The organism is Paraperibacillus marinus, from assembly GCF_046237605.1.
In the GTDB taxonomy this organism is placed as follows: domain Bacteria; phylum Bacillota; class Bacilli; order Bacillales; family DSM-1321; genus Paraperibacillus; species Paraperibacillus marinus.
On record NZ_CP143542.1, the window covers coordinates 656,172 to 673,840 of the forward strand.

The following is a 17,669-nucleotide window of genomic DNA, read 5'->3' on the forward strand; positions in this document are numbered from 1 at the left end:
CCATGTATTTGACAATAAACGAGACAGCTGAGTATTTATCCATGTCCGTTCCATCCGTGGAGTATCTGATCCTGCAGAGGAAGATCAGGTTCCTGCATGATGAAGAAGGCAATGTGCTTATATATAAAGATCAATTTAAGACTCATCTTGAACAGATGGAAAAGTACAAAAAATTGGTGGATGATCTGGCCAATGAACCGATACCTGAGGATAGGGATATCAAGGACGAGGATTAATAAATAGTTATTTGTAAATTCAGAATTGAAAAACAACGTTGACAAGGCCGCCTTTACTCTCTATAATCAAGAAATACTATTCACTATATTAAAATATTTAAAAGCGCTGATAGGAAATTCAGTAGTTTTAATTGTTCTGCTTCAAGAGAGCCGGCGGTTGGTGCAAGCCGGTACAGAAATTAAAGCGAATTTCACTCCTTGAGCTTCTTTTCTATATAACAATAGAAAAGACGGATGAACCCGTTATGTGAACGAAGAGGCAGACTTTGTCTGCAATGAGGGTGGTACCGCGATGACAATCGTCCCTGCTGGATTTTTTTCAGCAGGGTTTTTTGTTTTTAAGAATACTAATAAGAAGGTAAAGGATGGTGCTGTATGCAAAAAGATACACTTCAAAAACAGCTGCTTTCGCGTCATGTGAGAATGATTGCGATGGGCGGGATGATCGGTACGGGCATATTTAAAGGAAGTGCCGATACAGTCGGGCTGGCGGGTCCCGCTGTTATCTTTTCTTATTTGTTTGCCGGGCTCCTGCTGCTTGTCGTAATGGCGGCACTCGCTGAAATGGCGATCGTCTATCCTGGGCAGAACATGAACCAGCTGATTGGCAAAGCGCTTGGAAGCCGTGTTTCCTTCGTAACCGGATGGCTCTACGTTATACTTTGGCTTGTCGTCTGTGTGATTGAGGTCATAGCTGCGGGAAGCTTCCTGCAATATTGGTTCAAAGACACACCACTGTGGGCACTGAGCCTCATCTGTGCTCTTGGAATCATCCTGCTGAACAGCTTCAGCGTTAAGTATTATGGAGAAATTGAGTATTGGTTCGCAGGGTTAAAGATTTTTGTCATCGTTGCATTTATTTTACTGGGAGCGGCCATCCTGTTCGGTATCATACCAAGCAGCGGCCAGGAAACCTATCTCGACAATTATAAAGACTTTGTCCCGAACGGCTGGAACGCCGTATTTGCGACTCTTTTAATCGTCATGTTCTCCTATGGAGGATCTGAGCTGATAGGGCTGACCATCACCGAGATGAAGGATGCTGAAAAGGCGCTTCCGGGCATAGTTAAAGGCGTCATGATGAGGGTCATCCTGTTCTATACGCTGCCCATCCTCATTATATGCGGACTGATTCCGTGGAACGAAATCAATAAAAGCGGCAGCCCATTTGTCCAGGTATTCGAAACAGCTGGACTTCAAAGTGCATCACACATCGTCAACTTCATCCTGATTACAGCAGTCCTGTCAGCCGCCAACTCAGGCATCTACGGCAGCACGCGGATGATGCATTCACTGGCGGCCACAGGATCGGCTCCAAAGGGGCTCAGCATCGTCTCGAAAAAAGGGGTGCCGGTCGTAAGTCTCGTCATCAGTGCCTTAGTGCTCTTTGCCGGCACATATATCGCTTATCTTGAGCCAGACCGCGTCTTTGGCTATCTCATGGCTATTCCAGGATTTGCTGTTTCATTTATCTGGATCAGCATCTGCCTCGCCCAGCTCAGGCTGAGAAGGGCATACAAAAAGCAGCCTTACTTCAGGCTTTGGGGATTCCCGTATATCACGCTGTTTGCAATAGCCGGTCTTGGAATCAGCTTTACGGCACTTCTGTTAAGTGAAGCAAACCGTTTAAGTTCAATTGTCTGCATGATGATTGTTGGTGTGCTGATCGTAATGAGCTTCTTTAAGAAGAAGCTGGGTAATATGTAAAATTTTATATTAAGTCTATCAGCCCCCTGCCGGTTTTGGCAGGGGGCTTTCTCTTGGCATGCAGACCGGCTGCACTGATAAAAAAAAACAGCAGACCGGGAGTGCCGGCCGCTGCCAAACTTATCTTATCCTATTCCATTCCGGGGCAAGCATGCTATAGACTGCTATATCTTCATAATGATCGTACAGAAACTGGGAGCCGCGTATTGTGCCTTCCAATGTGAAGCCGAGCCGTTCAGGAATGGCCTGGCTCCGGAGGTTGCTTTCGGCACATTTGATTTCTACCCGGTAAAGGTCCAGCACGGTGAAAATATAATCCAGGAGGCTGGCCACGCACCTGGTGATGATGCCTTTTCCCTGCGCGCTTTCAGAAAGGAAATATCCGATGCTTGTACTCTTGTTCTGCCAGTCAATATAGTGGAGGCCGATCATTCCAATAAGTTCCCCGTTATATCGGATGCCTGCATCAAAGCCGTTATTTTCTGCATAGTTTTTCAGCCAGACAGGGAATATTGGAATAAGGTCTTTGGGCGACTGGCGTTTATCCACCCATAGCAGATATTTACGCAAATGGGCACGGTTCGAGTCGATCAAATGGAACAATTCATCTTTGTGATGCTGCTGAAGCAATTCTATTTGTATCTCATTGCTGACTGTGAAAGAAAACATGGATTTTCCCTCTCTTTTTAAGAAACTCTTCGTTTTACATCCTCTTCTCCTGCATCCTTCCCGCCAGGCATGCCCTTTTCCAATAGCAGTCCAATCAATGCTCCAAGTATGGCTGGCAGTACCCACTGCAGACCGCTTGAGGCAAGGGGGAGGGATTTGTTGAAGGCACCCGCCGAACCGAGGTTAATCCCGAACTGGCCCAGGCCGTCAAGGAGCGCGAAAACACCTGTGAATAAAATGGCTGTGGCATATACTTTTCTTGAATTGTTGAAATACTTGCTGAAAAAAGTTAAAGCCACGAGCACAATCGTTAATGGGTAGGCCATAACCAGAAATGGCACAGACACTTTTAGAATCTGGCTCAGCCCCATATTGGAAAGTGTCAATCCAATCAGGGTCACAGCCAGGACAATGACCTTATAGCCGGCCTTTGGAAGAAGCCTTGAAAAGTATTGACCACAGGCAGTAGTCAGGCCGACAACTGTTGTAAAGCAGGCAAGAGTAAAGATCACACCGAGCAGCGCAGTTCCGCTGCTGCCGAACAGGGAAACAGAAGCGGCGGAAAGCAAATCGGTTCCGCTCTCAAAATCGCCTGCAGGCATTCTGGCTCCCATGAGTCCGAGTGTTACGTATACAAGGGCGAGCAGGGAACCGGCGACAAGGGCTGCCTTCAAGGTGTAGCTTGTCAGCTGTTTCCGGCTGCTGACGCCTTTTTGGCTGACCGCGGTGAGGATTACAATGCCGAAGGCCAGGGAAGCGAGCGCGTCCATCGTATTGTACCCTTCAAGGAACCCTTTGAAGAAGGCGCCGTTTTCGTAGCCGCCCTGGGGTGCACCAGGCTGGGAGTGAAAGCTGATAAGGCCTGTTGTGCATAAGGCGACCATTGATACTAGAAGGACAGGTGTGATCCAGCGCCCCATATATTTTTCCATATAAGACGGATTCAAGCTGATTACAAATACTAAAACAAAAAAGATCAATGTAAACAAGAAGAGGGACTGCCCGGATGCATTCGCACCCAGATAAGGCTTTATGCCCATTTCATATGCCACATTCGCATTTCGGGGGATGGCGAGGAATGGGCCGATGCTTAAATAAATGATGATCATAAAGATGGTGCTGAAAATGGGGTGTACCCGGTTTCCGATAGTCTGCGCCCCCCCTTTTACAAGTGATACAGCAAGAAGCACGGCAAAGGGAAGACCCACTCCGGTAAGGATAAAGCCTGTGATGGCAGGCCAGAAGCTTGAGCCGGATTGTGCACCGAGCACCGGCGGGAAGATAAGATTTCCTGCCCCGAAGAACATGGAGAATAGCATAAGTCCGATAAAGAATGTGTCTCGTTTTTTCATGATGTCTGCTCCTTTGTATGAAAAATAAAAAGACCCGCCCCATATAAGGGACGAGCCGTTAACTCGCGATACCACCCTGATTCTGCCTAATGGCAGCACTCTAATCATGCACATAAATGCACGTTCCTTGTTAACGGGGGAAGACCCGGCAAAGCTTACTCCTTTTTCAGCCATGCATCTCGGAGAGGATTTTCGGAAGAAAGCTGAACGCCGGCTTCCACCATATGCCGGCTCTCTGTGGGACAGTATTTTCATCTTACTTTTTCTCGTCATCAATTTTAATATGTAGGTATTAATTTATCAGGGCAGGAATGAGTTGTCAATGTTTTTTGACAATTTAAAAATAGGAAGAAGTGGTGAATAATAGCAGAAGGGCAGGATCCGTATGACGGATCCTGCCTGTTCTTATTGTCCCTGTCTGTTGGCCAGATGCTGCTGAGCATAGGCAATCATGCGCTTCGTCATCTCGCCTCCGACAGAACCATTTGCACGCGCGGTTGTATCTGCACCAAGCTGAACTCCAAACTCATTGGCAATTTCTTGCTTCATCTGATCCATGGCATTTCCAGAGCCAGGAACTAAAAGTTTGTTTCTTGACAAGACACATCACTCCCGACGAGTAATTGGGCGAAAGCATTGCCCATCATTAGTTTCTCACCGCTCCTGTGCTTCACTCATGGAAAATATATTCTGTCTATAATTTACCTCATGTCTCATCAGCAGGAGCTGCTTCAACGGCAATTTGATAGGCATCCAGGATATTTTCCTTTTCTGTGGAATCCTTGATACTGGTTATATACTGCTCTCCATCTACCTCTTCAACCTGTACTAGCAGGGAATCTTCCCCTGAATTCAAAAGGGCATAGGATTGTCCGTCCATATCGAATAACGCTTCTATGGCATATTCGAATTGACTGCCGCCTTCATCCTCGATGATAACAAAGTCCCGGATTTCTGGTTCTTGCATTTTTTCCCCTCCTTTTTTCAATTAAATCTTGCCCGATGCCCAGTCATTTTATCAGCGGTATTTTAGGGAAGCAGACAAATTTTTAGAGTTTTTCATAAGAAATTTCCTGAAGGGAAAAATAGCCCTAGAGAGCAGGTCCTTGCTGGGCTGGCCGAATTCCTAAATGCCGCAAAACCCGACAGCGTGGGTGCCTTATGCTTTGAAATATGTTTATCATTTTGTTAAGGTGGATAATGTTGTTTTGGGACGGCCGTATCAAAAAAAGATTTTTTAATAAAGAAAAGGAGAATTCCATGAAGAAATTTCCAGCGTGTTTTGGATTTCAGCAGGACTGCTTTTCCTCGCTGTATTGATTGGAGTACTCGCTCCAGCACGCTTTGAGAAAGTTACCGCCAATCTGGAAAATTTTATAAGTACTGATTTTGGCTGGTATTATTTAATTTTAGTTTCAATAGTTGTCATTTTTTGTTTCTTTTTAATTTTAAGCCCGATAGGAATGATCAGGCTGGGAAAACCGGGTGACAGACCCGAGTATTCAACGCTTTCCTGGTTCTCCATGCTCTTTAGTGCCGGTATGGGAATCGGTCTTGTATTCTGGGGAGCAGCCGAGCCCCTGTCGCATTTTGCTATTGATCCGCCAATGGCTGATGCGGGCACCGACCAGGCTGTGAAGGAATCCTGCGTTACAGCTTCTTCCATTGGGGAATCCATGCATGGGGAATATATGCGATTGTCGCATTATCCCTCGCATACTTTAAATTTAGAAAAGAGGAGCCAGGCCTGATAAGTGCCACGCTCGGCCCGCTGCTCGGCAAGTATTCAAAAGGCAAGTGGGGCATCCTGATCGATGTGGTTGCAGTGTTTGCGACAGTCATCGGTGTAGCGACTACACTTGGCTTCGGTGCGGCCCAGATTAATGGGGGACTCGCCTATCTTTTTGGTATACCGAATAATTTCACGGTACAGGTTATCATCATCCTGGTGGTCACCGTCCTGTTCATGATTTCAGCCTGGTCTGGACTGAGCAAGGGAATCAAGCACCTCAGCAATCTGAACATCGGCCTTGCAGTAGCATTACTCATCCTCATGTTTGTTGTCGGCCCAACCATTCTCATCCTAAATTTGTTCACTGACACTCTGGGGTCTTACCTTCAGAATATTATTCAGATGAGCTTCCGCATTGCCCCGCTTTCGCCGGGAAGCCGCGAGTGGATTGACGGCTGGACCATCTTCTACTGGGCATGGTGGATTTCCTGGTCACCATTTGTCGGGATTTTCATTGCGAGGGTCTCTAAAGGAAGGACAATTCGTGAATTCCTGATTGGTGTCCTATTGGTTCCAGCTATTGTCAGCTTTATCTGGTTCGCTGTCTTTGGAACGGCTGCCATCGATGTCCAGCAGGCCGGCAATATTGACCTGACCAAGAAAGCAACGGAAGAAGTTCTGTTCGCTGTGTTTGGAGAATATTCGATGGGTGGTATATTGTCCATTATTGGAGTTATCCTGATTGGGACATTCTTCATCACATCAGCAGATTCTGCAACCTTCGTGCTTGGAATGCAGACTACGTATGGTTCGCTCAATCCGCCAAATTCAGTGAAGCTGACTTGGGGGATCATGCAGTCGGCAGTCGCCATCATCCTGCTTTACAGCGGGGGCCTGCAGGGTCTGCAGAATGCGCTGATTGTCGCAGCCTTTCCGTTTTCGATCATCATTATATTGATGGCCATCTCGCTTTATAAGACGCTGTCAAAGGAACGGAAAGACCTCGGATTATTCATTCGTCCAAAAGCAAAGAAATAAAGAAAAGCCGCTGTTCCCTTATAGAACAGCGGCTTTATTTTTCTCTGCAGCAGCAGGGGATGTAAAAGCAGGCAGATTGATTTTGACATTGGTGCCGTCATTGATTCTGCTTGTGAAGGCGATTTTGCCATTATGTGCCTGGATGATGCGCGAAGTAACAGTCAGCCCGAGTCCGGTGCCTTTTTCTTTTGAAGAATAGAAGGGCTCGCCCAGGTGCTTCATTCTGTCGCTCTCAATTCCGCAGCCATTATCTTTTACGAATATGGTTACACCTTCACTGTCAGCACCAATCTCGATATCAATGGTGTCTGCACCTGCTTCAAGGGAGTTCTTGATGATATTGATGAACACCTGCTTGAGCTGGTTGGCGTCGCAGTCTATAAGCGGAATGGAGCCGTTCGTGCGGATAAATGCCTGTGCTCCTTCTATATCAATCTGAGGCTGGAGCAGGGCCCCGACATCATGGAGCAGCTCCACAATATTGTGTTCTTTAAATTCCTTTTCCTGCGGCTTGGCCAATACGAGCAGCTCGCTTACAATCTGGTTAATCCTGTCGAGCTCACTGAGCATGATGCTGTAGTAGGTGTCATATTGGCTCTCATTATCCTTAAGGAGCTGGACGAAGCCCATCAAGGAGGTTAAGGGATTTCTCACTTCATGGGCGACACTTGCAGCAAGCTCACCGACCACTGACAGCTTTTCAGTCTTCCGGAGCCGCTCCGTGGTTTCCCGGATGGAGGTGACATCGCCCGCATACCCGATAATACCGGTCAGCTCGCCATCAATCAGCACAGGTACAAGCGTACATGCCAGCAGTACGGTTTTGCCGCCGCGTCCTATGAAGGGGATATCGCCTGTTGTGGTGCCGCACGCATGTGCTTTTACATAATCGAAAGAACCCTGGAAGACAGGCGCAAATTTCGTACAATCGGTCAAAAAATGATGGAGCGGTTTTCCTTTAAGCTCCCTTTGCGACTGGCCGATGGTCCTTTCAAACTGCTGGTTTACTTTTGTGAGGTTTCCATTCAGATCCATCATGAAAATAGGATCAGGGTTATATTCAAAGAGGGATTCATATCTTTGCTTGTTGTCGGAAAGCCTCTTTTCCGCCTTTACCCGCATGGTAATGTCCCGGCCGATGACCACAAGGCCTTTTCGGGATCCATCGCTGTAAAACAGCGGCACTTTTATGGTGTCAAAAGTTTTCTGATCGCCGCCTGGAAGGGGGATTATTTCCTCGCAGCGGGTTATTTTGCCCTCCTGCCAGGTTTCCTCATCGGATACCTCGCAATATTTAAGGGCCTCGCTGTAAAAGTCGGTGAAATCGGCCAGCTCTGAATCTTTAAGTCCCTTATAATTCACATCTTCCAGCTGGAACAGCTTAAGACCAAATTCATTGGCTTCAATCCAGCGTCCTTCCCCATCCTTGAAATTCACAAAATCCACCATGGAATTGATGAGGGTTGAGAGGCGCTGTTCTTCTTCCTTTACTTCAGTAAGGGATTCGGTTTTAGAAATGAGCGAATAGAGCAGGGCACCGGTTACAAAAATGAATAAAAGTTCCTTCGCTTTTTCTATCCAAAAGTGAACGACCGGGTCGACGATATATATATCGATCAAATAATCTGTAGTAAGCATCCAGGAAATGCTGCAAACGATATAAATGATTAATATTTTTTGCTTGGACATAATATCTCCTTAAATCTTTTGCCATAAAGGACTTACACATTATAACAGGATTTGTGAATAAACCCAATTGGCAGACCGGGCTTACCGGTAATAGAGAGGGCCAGCTCCCAAAGGGGGCTGGCCCAAGTAGCCTTTCGTTAGTTCGTATCGGCTTTTTCTTCATAAAGTTTAATGATTTCAATCATGGTTTCTGCCGCCTTTACCATATTATCGACAGAGATATATTCATACCGGCCGTGATAATTTTCCCCGCCTGTAAAGATATTAGGTGTCGGAAGTCCCATGTAAGACAGCTGTGAACCATCCGTACCGCCGCGGATTGGCTTGATGAGCGGTTTGATCCCGAGGTTTTCCATAGCCTCATGCGCAATATCGACAATATGCATCACAGGCTCGATCTTTTCTTTCATATTATAATATTGATCATTCATTTCAAGGATAATATTTTCTGATCCATAGGATTCCTGAAGCTCCGAGACAATTCCTGAGAGGAGCGCCTTCCGCGCGTTGAAATCCTCACGATTAAAGTCCCTGATGATATAGCTCATCCTTGTCTCCGATACATCACCCCGTACGGAGGAGAGATGGAAGAAGCCTTCGTAGCCTTCGGTCGATTCTGGAGCTTCCAATGAGGGAAGGCGGCTGTTGAGCTCCATGGCAATCTTTGCAGAGTTAACCATTTTCCCCTTTGCCGATCCTGGGTGAATGTTGAGTCCTTTGATGGTGATTCTTGCATGTGCTGCATTAAAGCTTTCATATTCGAGTTCCCCGAGCGGACCGCCATCCATGGTATAGGCATAGGCTGCGTCAAAGGCTTCCACGTTAAACTTGTGCGGCCCTCTGCCGATTTCTTCATCCGGAGTAAAAGCGACCCTTATTTTACCGTGCCTGATTTCAGAATGCTTGATCAAATACTCCATCGCTGTCATGATCTCAGCTATGCCTGCTTTGTTATCTGCGCCAAGGAGGGTCGTGCCGTCCGTTGTAATCAAGGTGTGTCCGATATAGTTTTTTAGACTGGGGAATTCAGCAGGTGACATCGAAACACCCTGATCCTGATTCAAGGTGATGGTTCCGCCGTCATATTTTTCGATAAGCTGCGGCTTTACATCCTTCCCGGTAAAATCTGTGGCCGTATCTATATGGGCCAAAAATCCGATGACCGGCACTTCTTTGTCCGTATTCGCAGGAAGGGAAGCCATTACATAGCCGTGCTGATCGACTGTGACCTCTTCCATTCCAATAGATTCCAGTTCCTCGGCGAGCATCCGGGCGAGCTCCATCTGTCCAGGAGTGGACGGAGTCACTTGGCTTCCGGCATCTGATTGTGTATCGACTTTTACATATGACGTAAATCGTGAGATGATTTCATTTTTCACATTCCCAGCTCCCTTTTCTATGTATACAACCATATTACCATTTATATACAATTTTCTCTAACTCTGAATTCGGGGGAAGGGTTATTTAAACAACCCCGGAATATCATTCTGGATTGTATAAATGCTCATGCCAGCCATGGATACGACAATGATCCATCCGAAGATTGTCATCCAGAGCGGGTGCCTGTAACTGCCTACGATGTTTTTCTTATAGGCTGCAATCAGCATCACCCCGAGCGCGAGGGGAAGGATCAGTCCGTTTAATGAACCAACAAGGACCAATATTTTCACTGGCTTCCCTACCATCATGAACACGAGCGTAGAGACAGTGATGAATAGGACGATAATCCATTTTTCATATTTCACCACTCCGTTTGTAAACGTCTTGATAAAGGAAACGGATGTATAAGCAGCACCGACCACAGAGGTTACGGCCGCAGCCCACATAACCACTCCGAATATTTTATAGCCTAAGTTGCCAGCTGCAAGCTTAAAGACGGAAGCCGGGGGGTTTGCAGGGTCGATGGCCAGGCCCTGTGAAACAATCCCTAGTGCTGCGAGAAACAGGAAAATCCTCATGATGGAAGCAATCCCGATGGCACTTACAGCACCCTTGGTGACTTCCGAAATCGATTCTTCCCCGCTGATGCCTGCGTCAAGGAGGCGGTGGCCTCCGGCAAAGGTGATGTAGCCGCCAACTGTACCTCCGACAAGTGTGACGATGGCCAGGATATCAATTTTATCCGGGATGAAGGTCTTGGTTATTGCTTCTCCAACAGGCGGATGTGAGGAGAACATCACATAAAGCGTAAGCGCAATCATGACAAAGCCCATGATTTGAGCAAAACGGTCCATGGCCTTGCCGGCTTCACGAACCAGGAAGATTCCGATTGCCACAATGCCGCTGAATAAGGCACCCATCTCAGGCGAAAAGCCGAACAGTACATTGACCCCCAGCCCGGCTCCGCCTATATTGCCAATATTAAAGGCAAGGCCGCCGATTACAATAAGGACGGCAAGCAGATAGCCAAGCCCGGGAAGGACCTCATTGGCGATGTCCTGCGCCCGTTTTTTTGATACGGCGATGATCCGCCATACATTGATTTGGGCGCCGATATCGATGATGATGGAAATTAAAATGACGAAACCAAAGCTTGCGGCGAGGGATTGTGTAAATACGGTAGTCTGTGTAAGGAAACCGGGCCCGATGGCCGAAGTGGCCATCAGGAAAGCCGCACCCATCAGGACACTGGCGCGCGATGGAGCTTTATTTTGCTGTAAAGACATGACGAACCTCCTTTTATTTAATAAAATTGCCTGCAGCTTTGACTGTTATGCCGGCAGCCTGGAGGGAAGCTGAGAAGCTCCTGGCAAATTGCAGGGCATGCACGCTATCTCCGTGGATGCAGATTGTATCTGCCTGGATGCTGGCATCTGTTCCCTGGATCGTTCCGACTTTTCCTTCGTTCACCATTCTGATCACCTGCTTTAAGGCGGTTCCGCCGTCCTTGATCAAAGCGTGGGGCTCACTTCTTGGTGTAAGGGAGCCGTCTTCCTGATAGGTACGGTCTGAAAAGACTTCGCTTGCGGTCCGGAGTCCAGCCTCTTTTCCGGCGTGAATCAATTCACTTCCGGCAAGGCCATATAAAAGCAAGTCCGGCCCAGCCTTATATACCGCTTTAGCAATAGCATCTGCCAAAGATTTATTCTTGGCTGCCATATTGTACAGTGCGCCGTGCGGCTTAACATGCTGCAGCTTTCCGCCTTCTGCATGCACAAAAGCCTGAAGGGCCCCGATCTGGTATAGGACAAGGTCATAAGCATCTTCGGGTGAGACGGCCATTTCCCGCCGGCCGAAGCCGTGAAGATCGGGAAGGCCGGGGTGTGCGCCAATTCCAACTCCCTTTTCCAAAGCCATTTTCACGGTCCTTCTCATGGTTGCAGGGTCGCCTGCATGAAATCCGCAAGCGATATTGGCTGAGGTGACAAATTCGAGAATTTCCTCATCTCTCCCCAGAGTATAGACGCCATAGCTTTCTCCCATATCACAATTAATATCCACAATCGCCATATTATCTCCCCCTGCTATTTATTTTTAACAAAATGCCCTGCTTTACAATCCGCAGTTCTTTTTCTCTCTGCAGATAGAGAGCCTGCGCTTCCTGCAGCTGAATTTCCCGGAAGGATATCCTGTCCCCAGGCTTCGCCTGGGCAAGGAGGGGCAGGTCAACTGCAGCTGCCGTGCCGATTCTGGGATATCCGCCGGTCGTTTGGCGGTCTGCAAGGAGAATGATCGGATATCCGTCAGATGGCACCTGAATCGTGCCGAAGCTCACTGCGGATGAAATCAATTCCCGTGCGGCATCAAGGGACAGCTTTTCACCCATGAAGCGGTAGCCCATCCGGTCTGAATCCGGTGTCACTGTGTAGGCTTCAGAAAAGAACCTGCTCTTTGATTCCTCTGAGAACAATTCGAATTCAGGCCCCTTGATGACCCTTATGACCGGATTGTCTGAATAGGAGGGTATTGCTGCCGCTGAAATCTGCCAATCCGCCTGTGTATAGAAGGGTGTTGTCTTTTTATCTGCCAAAAAGGCAGCCATTTTTTTCGAAACGGCCCCCGGGGGGTTCACTGCAATCTGGTCCCCCGTCTGCAATGCCCTTCCTTCAAAACCGCCTATCCTTGCGCGTAAATAAGTGGACTTCGATCCCATCACCCCGGCAACGCTGATTCCGCCGGCGATGGCCACATAACAGCGGCAGCCGAGCCTCATTCCCCGGAAGCGGAGGGTGCCGCCTTTTCGTACCAGAATGGTCCTCCACAGCGGAATGGAGACACCATCTACCGTGGGGGTAAGATCACCGCCGCATACGGCAATGAGTGTATCCTCTTCAAACGTCAGGGCAGGACCGAGGAGTGTTACTTCAAGCACTGCCTCCCTCTCATCATTTCCCACAAGGAGGTTGGCTGTCCGTTGAGCAAAGGAATCCATCGTACCGCTGGCTACAACTCCGTATTTTTGATAACCGGTTCTTCCTGAATCCTGGATGGAGGTCAGTAATCCCGGCTTATCGACTATAATCATCCGGCACCTCCTGACAGCTCTGCATATTCTTTTTCTGTGACAGGCCTGAAGCGGACACGATCACCTGCTCTGAGGAGGCTTGGATTCTCCTCATCCGGCAGGAACAGGTTAAGGGGCGTCCTGCCGATCAGCTGCCAGCCGCCCGGTGTTTCAATCGGATAAATACCTGTTTGATTCCCTGCAATGCCGACAGACCGCACAGGAATTTTCAGTCTCGGCGTCTCTTTCCTGGGTGCTGCGATTCTTTCAGACATTCCCCCCAGGTACGGAAAGCCGGGAGCAAATCCGATCATATGTACATCGTACTCTCCGCCAGCATGTATGGAAATCACTTCTTCAGGAGTCAATCCGTTATGCTGGGCAACAAAACCGAGATCCGGGCCAAACTCCCCGCCGTAACAAACAGGGATATCCACAACCCGCGGCTTAGGAATATCCAGGATTCCAGGATCTCTAAGAAGCTTCCCGAGTTCAAGTGAAACCGCCCGGAAAGGATCCTGGCCGCCGGGCATGGAAGCAGCCAGCGCCATGTTATAAAAAACGGTAACCGTCGTAAATGCCGGCACATATTCAACCAGCCATCCGGCTTCCTGTTGATCAAGCAGGGCAGAAACCACCCGCACCATATGCTGGACACCAGGGCTGATTTCCTTGCCCAGCTCAATGACAACTGCACCATCCCCTAAAGGATAAAGCTCAAATTCCAACCAGCTCACCCCCTAAAACACTCTCCCATTAAATTTCCCCTCTCTGCCCAAACTATAACACTCCCGCATAGGAGAACTATTTCGACAAAAATTGACAAGAGTTACGCCCATTATACAAGAGGGGGGAGGATATTCAAAAGGAAATCAGGAGGGCGGACATAATTAGTTGGTGTAAGGCTGACGGGAGGTGGATTAAGGACATTTCGGGGAGTCGGGTTTGGAGTAAAAAGTCCTTCATATGGGGTATGAAGGACTTTTTGGAGTTGGATTGGGAGTAAAAAGTCCTTCATCGGGGGTATGAAGGACATTTTGGAGTCGGGTTGGGAGTGAAAAGTCCTTCATATGGGGTATGAAGGACACTTTGGAGTCGGATTGGGAGTAATAAGGCCTTCACCGGGGTATGAAGGACATTTTGGAGCTGGATTGGGAATGAAAAGACCTTCATTAATCACAAACCATAGTCACAGCTCTCCTTGACGCTTCTTCGCAAAGTTTGACAAAATAAGAAGGAGTGAAAACAAAGGGGTGCATTAGATGGATTTTATGGATCGGCTCCGGCCATATATAGATACAGAAGACAGGGCTATGCAGCTGTTTCTCCTCGAGGTGCTGCGGGATAATCCTGGTACACCGGGTGAATGGGGCTTGAAGCTTGCTTACAATGAGCTTAGGGCAGGAAGAATCACCGAGGCGGCATTTGACCTAGAGGAGCTGCAGGTAAGCGGGGAAGCGGCAGCGTTCCTGGTCCAGGATATTAGAGAGAATGGGCTGAATGAGGCAAATGGAATTTTGGTCCAACAGCTGCCGCCTGCGCAGGCTCTTGCCTACAGGGAAGAATTATCCCCATTCCTGTCAAGCGGGCAGTGGAGCTTTTATGAGCTGCTTCAAGATGGCAGCAGGGAAGGGGTGAGGGAGGCATATTACAGCTGTCTGGATCAGCTGGTGCTTGATTTCGACTTTTCTCTTTACCGGCGGGCTAAGCAGCTCGCAGCTGTCATCGCGGGGAAGGGCTGGCTTCGGGAACATGAGCTGCCAGCCATCCTGAACCAGAATTTGAACAGCGATTGGTTTGGATTGGATGGCATTTTAGCTGTTTATATGGCAGGAGTGCTTGGCAAAAGGGAATATGCCGGCCTCATTGCCGGGATGCTTGTCCGGGACGGGGAGGACCTGCTGATGGAGGAGGCTGCTGACTGTCTTGTTTCCTTCCAGGATGAGAACACGATTAACACAGTATCGCCCTATGCTGAACAAGGGAATGTGTATGCACTCTCAGTGCTCGGGGAAATAAAATCGGCGGACGCAGTCCGGGAGTTGAAGGCCATGTACCGGAATGTTCTGCCGGAGGAAAGGGAGCTTGTCGTTGAGGCGCTTTGCAGGCAGCTCAATCCCGAAGCTGCAGAGGAAATAGAGAATGCAGCCGGCGGCGGGATAGAAAGCCTGATGGTTGACCTCGAGCTGATGCTGTACGGCTTTTACACAGTCTTGGGAATGGAACACCCTATGCTTGAAAAGTGGAGAAGCGGGATTCTTTCGAGAATGATTCAATAAGAAAAGGCGGCTTATTAAATAGCCGCCTCTTTCTCTTCTATAGCCTGTTCTGATTTCCAGGCTTTGAATTTTTCAAGATCTTCCATGATGCTTTTCACAGCAAAGCCGATGACTGCGGCGTCGTCTATCATTCCGATTCCGAGGAGGAAGTCGGGGATCGAATCGGTCGGGATGACGAAATAGAGGAATACAGCCAATATGGTCATGATTGATTTTGCCGGGATCGCTTTATATTCGCCTTTGATCCAGGCCTGTGAGACCTGGAACATGAGCTGCAGGTTTTCCCATACGTCTGACAGATTTCCGCGCCGGTTTCTGGCGAGCAGCACTGCTTCCTTAAGGAGTCCCGCCGCTTTATCTTTATTGTTGAAATAATCCTTGGACTTGGATAATAAGTTTTTGTGGCCGCCTTCAAATTTTTTGAATTTCAAAGCAGATTGCCTCCCTCAGAATAATATGGTTCCAAAAGCTGCATCCAAAAGTTTCTATCTAAATTTTACACATATGCGTGTGTTTGTGTCAATATTTTTAGATTATCTTTGAAATAAGTTGTCCGAAAAGAGCTTCGAGAAACACTTTCATGCATCTTCATTGATATTCTTTTTTATAAAGGGTGCAGCTATCAATTTTCCCCATATCCGGTTCATATCCAATGCCAGGTTTGTCAGGCACTTTAATATAGCCATTCTCTGCAATGACTTCCGGAGAGATAATGTCTTCCTCCCAGTAAAGGGCCGATCCTGCCGTGTCACCTGGCAGGGTGAAGTTTGGCAGGGTGGTGACGGCAATATTGTGTGCCCGGCCGATACCTGCCTCAAGCATCCCTCCGCACCATACAGGAATTCCTTCTTTCATGCACAAATCATGTATTTTCCTTGCTTCGGTAAGGCCGCCGACTCTGCCGATCTTTATATTGATGATCCTGCAGCTGCCGAGTTTTAAAGCTTTGCGGGCATCCTCGACGCTGTGGATGCTTTCATCAAGGCAGACTGGCGTCTTAAGCGCCGCCTGCAGTCCGGCATGGTCGATGATATCATTATGGGCTAGCGGCTGTTCAATCATCATGAGATTGAAGCGGTCGAGCTGTGCAAGCCGTTCTGTATCCTCCAGGGTATAAGCTGAATTAGCATCAGCCATAAGCGGGATGTCCGGATACATGCACCGGACTTTTTCAATCAACTCAATATCCCAGCCTGGCTTGATTTTGAGCTTGAAGCGTTTATATCCTTCATGAAGGCGCGCTTCAATCAACTTCAGGGTATCTTCTATAGAATCCTGAATGCCGATGCTTACTCCTACCTCAATTCTCTCTTTGGTTCCTCCAAGCGCCCGGGAGAGAGGGAGTTGCTGCTCTTTGGCATAAGCATCCCAGACGGCGCCTTCCAGAGCAGCCTTGGCCATGTAATTGCCCCGGATATGGGCAAAGTGTTTCTCCGAGACTTCATCAGGATGTTCAAGGTTTGTGCCGAGAATGAGAGGGATGAGATAATCCTCAAGCATATGCCAATTTGTTTTAACTGTTTCTTCATTATATAGTGGATCCAGCATGGCGACAGACTCTGCCCAGCCTGAAATCCCGGTATCAGTCACCGCTTCGACTGTGATAAAGTCTTTGTCATATTCAGTGCCGAAGCTTGTTGTGAACGGATGGAGCAGATCGAGCTTCATGTGGCGCAGGATGACTTTAACGATCTTCATAACCTGTTCCTCCTTTATGCTTCAGCCCGTAGTGGTGGACAGCCCCTGTTGTGCTGCTGTTTTTGACAAATCCTTCAATCTGCCAGCCTCTTGCAAATAGTTCCTGGAATATTTCCCGGGTCTTCAGCCTCCACAGAAGCGCTGCAGCAGGATCTTTTTCCCGGATGTGCTGAATATTTGAAGGAATCGTCACATAAATTGTTCCGTCGCTGCCCTTCGGAAGAGGCTCCTGCAAACCCGGCAGTGGGATGCCGGCTGTATTTAGTTCCCATTGCAGAAGCGGCTCCAGGCGGTCGGGTGTATGTATGGATTGATGTGCATTTTCACCGGTTATATGCCATTCAACCAGAAATCGGTCGGTCGGCAATCCGCCGTTCAGCAGGTCGTTGAGATCACCGTAGCAGTTTTCGATATATGTCGAACACACCCCTCCCAGTTTTCCGATGTTCAAGTATCCATTTATGCTTTCAAGCGGATCATAGGTCCATGTGATGAGGGAGTATCCCATCCTTAATGCTTCCTGCTTTTGGGCAAGCTTCAGCTTCTCCCCGATTCCCTTATTGCGCACCTCCGGGTCGGTCCCGAGCATATGCGAGCATAGATATACCTTCTGCCCGTCATATCCCGGGAAGCTGTATTGAAAACCGGAGAGCCTGCCTTCGGTGTAAGCCCCAAGCATCAGGCCGCCATTTTTGACGGCCGTCAGCGTCTGATGGACAGGGACGGAGTCTTCCTGGCCCCAAATCTTTGATTCAAGCCTTCTCACATCATCAAGCTCATCTATAGTTGTTAAATTCCTGATTTCACAGCTGTTCATTTTGTTCA

16 protein-coding genes, 1 pseudogene and 2 other annotated features are annotated in these 17,669 nt (G+C 48.2%); of the genes and pseudogenes, 4 read left to right on the top strand and 13 right to left on the bottom strand.

From position 1 onward, the window contains the following. Nucleotides 1-2: 2 nt before the first annotated feature. Entirely contained in the window at nucleotides 3-236 is a 234-nt protein-coding gene (locus V1498_RS03405) for an excisionase family DNA-binding protein (protein ID WP_409296909.1), read from the top strand. Nucleotides 237-333: 97 nt separating this feature from the next. Continuing rightward, nucleotides 334-546: a binding site (T-box leader), on the top strand. 65 nt (nucleotides 547-611) lie between these two features. Further along, complete coding sequence (locus V1498_RS03410; protein ID WP_409296910.1) at nucleotides 612-1,943, top strand: amino acid permease; 1,332 nt, start codon at nucleotides 612-614, stop codon at nucleotides 1,941-1,943. 120 nt (nucleotides 1,944-2,063) lie between these two features. Here the strand turns inward: V1498_RS03410 and V1498_RS03415 are convergent, their stop codons facing one another. From V1498_RS03415 to V1498_RS03430, 4 genes are all read right to left on the bottom strand, one after another. Next, complete coding sequence (locus V1498_RS03415; protein ID WP_409296911.1) at nucleotides 2,064-2,612, bottom strand: GNAT family N-acetyltransferase; 549 nt, start codon at nucleotides 2,610-2,612, stop codon at nucleotides 2,064-2,066. 17 nt (nucleotides 2,613-2,629) lie between these two features. Further along, nucleotides 2,630-3,964 carry a branched-chain amino acid transport system II carrier protein gene (brnQ, locus tag V1498_RS03420; RefSeq protein WP_409296912.1) on the bottom strand — a complete coding sequence of 445 codons (1,335 nt, stop codon included), beginning with the start codon at nucleotides 3,962-3,964 and terminating at the stop codon, nucleotides 2,630-2,632. 43 nt (nucleotides 3,965-4,007) lie between these two features. Beyond that, nucleotides 4,008-4,246: a binding site (T-box leader), on the bottom strand. Between the two features lie 123 nt (nucleotides 4,247-4,369). Beyond that, nucleotides 4,370-4,564: a small, acid-soluble spore protein, alpha/beta type gene (locus tag V1498_RS03425; protein WP_409291441.1), complete on the bottom strand. Its 195-nt coding sequence runs from the start codon at nucleotides 4,562-4,564 to the stop codon at nucleotides 4,370-4,372. 106 nt (nucleotides 4,565-4,670) lie between these two features. Continuing rightward, on the bottom strand, nucleotides 4,671-4,931 hold the full coding sequence (locus V1498_RS03430; protein ID WP_409296913.1) for a DUF1292 domain-containing protein: 261 nt from the start codon (nucleotides 4,929-4,931) through the stop codon (nucleotides 4,671-4,673). 319 nt (nucleotides 4,932-5,250) lie between these two features. Between V1498_RS03430 and V1498_RS03435 the strand changes: the two are divergent. After that, nucleotides 5,251-6,734, top strand: a pseudogene (locus V1498_RS03435) (glycine betaine uptake BCCT transporter). A gap of 18 nt (nucleotides 6,735-6,752) precedes the next feature. Here V1498_RS03435 and V1498_RS03440 read toward each other — a convergent pair. The 6 genes from V1498_RS03440 to pxpB all read right to left on the bottom strand — a co-directional run bounded on the left by V1498_RS03440 (nucleotide 6,753) and on the right by pxpB (nucleotide 13,595). Then, a complete protein-coding gene (locus V1498_RS03440; protein WP_409296914.1) occupies nucleotides 6,753-8,423 on the bottom strand; it encodes a PAS domain S-box protein in 1,671 nt (556 codons plus the stop codon). A 137-nt stretch (nucleotides 8,424-8,560) separates the two neighbouring features. Then, nucleotides 8,561-9,802: a peptidase T gene (gene pepT, locus V1498_RS03445; RefSeq protein WP_409296915.1), complete on the bottom strand. Its 1,242-nt coding sequence runs from the start codon at nucleotides 9,800-9,802 to the stop codon at nucleotides 8,561-8,563. 81 nt (nucleotides 9,803-9,883) lie between these two features. After that, nucleotides 9,884-11,089 (bottom strand): NRAMP family divalent metal transporter, encoded by a 1,206-nt coding sequence (locus V1498_RS03450; protein WP_409296916.1) that lies wholly within the window; start codon nucleotides 11,087-11,089, stop codon nucleotides 9,884-9,886. Between the two features lie 13 nt (nucleotides 11,090-11,102). Next, nucleotides 11,103-11,873 (bottom strand): LamB/YcsF family protein, encoded by a 771-nt coding sequence (locus tag V1498_RS03455; RefSeq protein WP_409296917.1) that lies wholly within the window; start codon nucleotides 11,871-11,873, stop codon nucleotides 11,103-11,105. A 1-nt stretch (nucleotide 11,874) separates the two neighbouring features. Continuing rightward, on the bottom strand, nucleotides 11,875-12,888 hold the full coding sequence (locus V1498_RS03460; protein WP_409296918.1) for a biotin-dependent carboxyltransferase family protein: 1,014 nt from the start codon (nucleotides 12,886-12,888) through the stop codon (nucleotides 11,875-11,877). Continuing rightward, on the bottom strand, nucleotides 12,885-13,595 hold the full coding sequence (gene pxpB / locus V1498_RS03465) for a 5-oxoprolinase subunit PxpB (protein ID WP_409296919.1): 711 nt from the start codon (nucleotides 13,593-13,595) through the stop codon (nucleotides 12,885-12,887). Before pxpB ends, V1498_RS03460 begins: the two co-directional genes overlap by 4 nt. Before the next feature lie 534 nt (nucleotides 13,596-14,129). Here pxpB and V1498_RS03470 point away from each other — a divergent pair. Beyond that, the gene (locus V1498_RS03470; RefSeq protein WP_409296920.1) at nucleotides 14,130-15,146 is read left to right on the top strand and encodes a hypothetical protein; all 1,017 of its coding nucleotides are present in this window, start codon (nucleotides 14,130-14,132) and stop codon (nucleotides 15,144-15,146) included. 14 nt (nucleotides 15,147-15,160) lie between these two features. Here V1498_RS03470 and V1498_RS03475 read toward each other — a convergent pair whose 3' ends face one another. From V1498_RS03475 to V1498_RS03485, 3 genes are all read right to left on the bottom strand, one after another. Then, on the bottom strand, nucleotides 15,161-15,577 hold the full coding sequence (locus V1498_RS03475; RefSeq protein WP_409296921.1) for a YkvA family protein: 417 nt from the start codon (nucleotides 15,575-15,577) through the stop codon (nucleotides 15,161-15,163). A gap of 157 nt (nucleotides 15,578-15,734) precedes the next feature. Next, nucleotides 15,735-16,844 carry an o-succinylbenzoate synthase gene (gene menC, locus V1498_RS03480; RefSeq protein WP_409296922.1) on the bottom strand — a complete coding sequence of 370 codons (1,110 nt, stop codon included), beginning with the start codon at nucleotides 16,842-16,844 and terminating at the stop codon, nucleotides 15,735-15,737. Next, a complete protein-coding gene (locus V1498_RS03485; RefSeq protein WP_409296923.1) occupies nucleotides 16,831-17,661 on the bottom strand; it encodes a GNAT family N-acetyltransferase in 831 nt (276 codons plus the stop codon). The genes menC and V1498_RS03485 overlap by 14 nt, the downstream gene beginning before the upstream one ends. Nucleotides 17,662-17,669 lie beyond the last annotated feature (8 nt).

What these genes read in the sequence shown, in the direction of transcription:
- V1498_RS03405 (WP_409296909.1), top strand. Translation starts at nt 3, where the DNA reads ATGTATTTGACAATAAACGAGACAGCTGAGTATTTATCCATGTCCGTT.
- V1498_RS03410 (WP_409296910.1), top strand. Translation starts at nt 612, where the DNA reads ATGCAAAAAGATACACTTCAAAAACAGCTGCTTTCGCGTCATGTGAGA.
- V1498_RS03415 (WP_409296911.1), bottom strand. Translation starts at nt 2,612, where the DNA reads ATGTTTTCTTTCACAGTCAGCAATGAGATACAAATAGAATTGCTTCAG.
- brnQ (WP_409296912.1), bottom strand. Translation starts at nt 3,964, where the DNA reads ATGAAAAAACGAGACACATTCTTTATCGGACTTATGCTATTCTCCATG.
- V1498_RS03430 (WP_409296913.1), bottom strand. Translation starts at nt 4,931, where the DNA reads ATGCAAGAACCAGAAATCCGGGACTTTGTTATCATCGAGGATGAAGGC.
- V1498_RS03440 (WP_409296914.1), bottom strand. Translation starts at nt 8,423, where the DNA reads ATGTCCAAGCAAAAAATATTAATCATTTATATCGTTTGCAGCATTTCC.
- V1498_RS03450 (WP_409296916.1), bottom strand. Translation starts at nt 11,089, where the DNA reads ATGTCTTTACAGCAAAATAAAGCTCCATCGCGCGCCAGTGTCCTGATG.
- V1498_RS03455 (WP_409296917.1), bottom strand. Translation starts at nt 11,873, where the DNA reads ATGGCGATTGTGGATATTAATTGTGATATGGGAGAAAGCTATGGCGTC.
- V1498_RS03460 (WP_409296918.1), bottom strand. Translation starts at nt 12,888, where the DNA reads ATGATTATAGTCGATAAGCCGGGATTACTGACCTCCATCCAGGATTCA.
- V1498_RS03470 (WP_409296920.1), top strand. Translation starts at nt 14,130, where the DNA reads ATGGATTTTATGGATCGGCTCCGGCCATATATAGATACAGAAGACAGG.
- menC (WP_409296922.1), bottom strand. Translation starts at nt 16,844, where the DNA reads ATGAAGATCGTTAAAGTCATCCTGCGCCACATGAAGCTCGATCTGCTC.
- V1498_RS03485 (WP_409296923.1), bottom strand. Translation starts at nt 17,661, where the DNA reads ATGAACAGCTGTGAAATCAGGAATTTAACAACTATAGATGAGCTTGAT.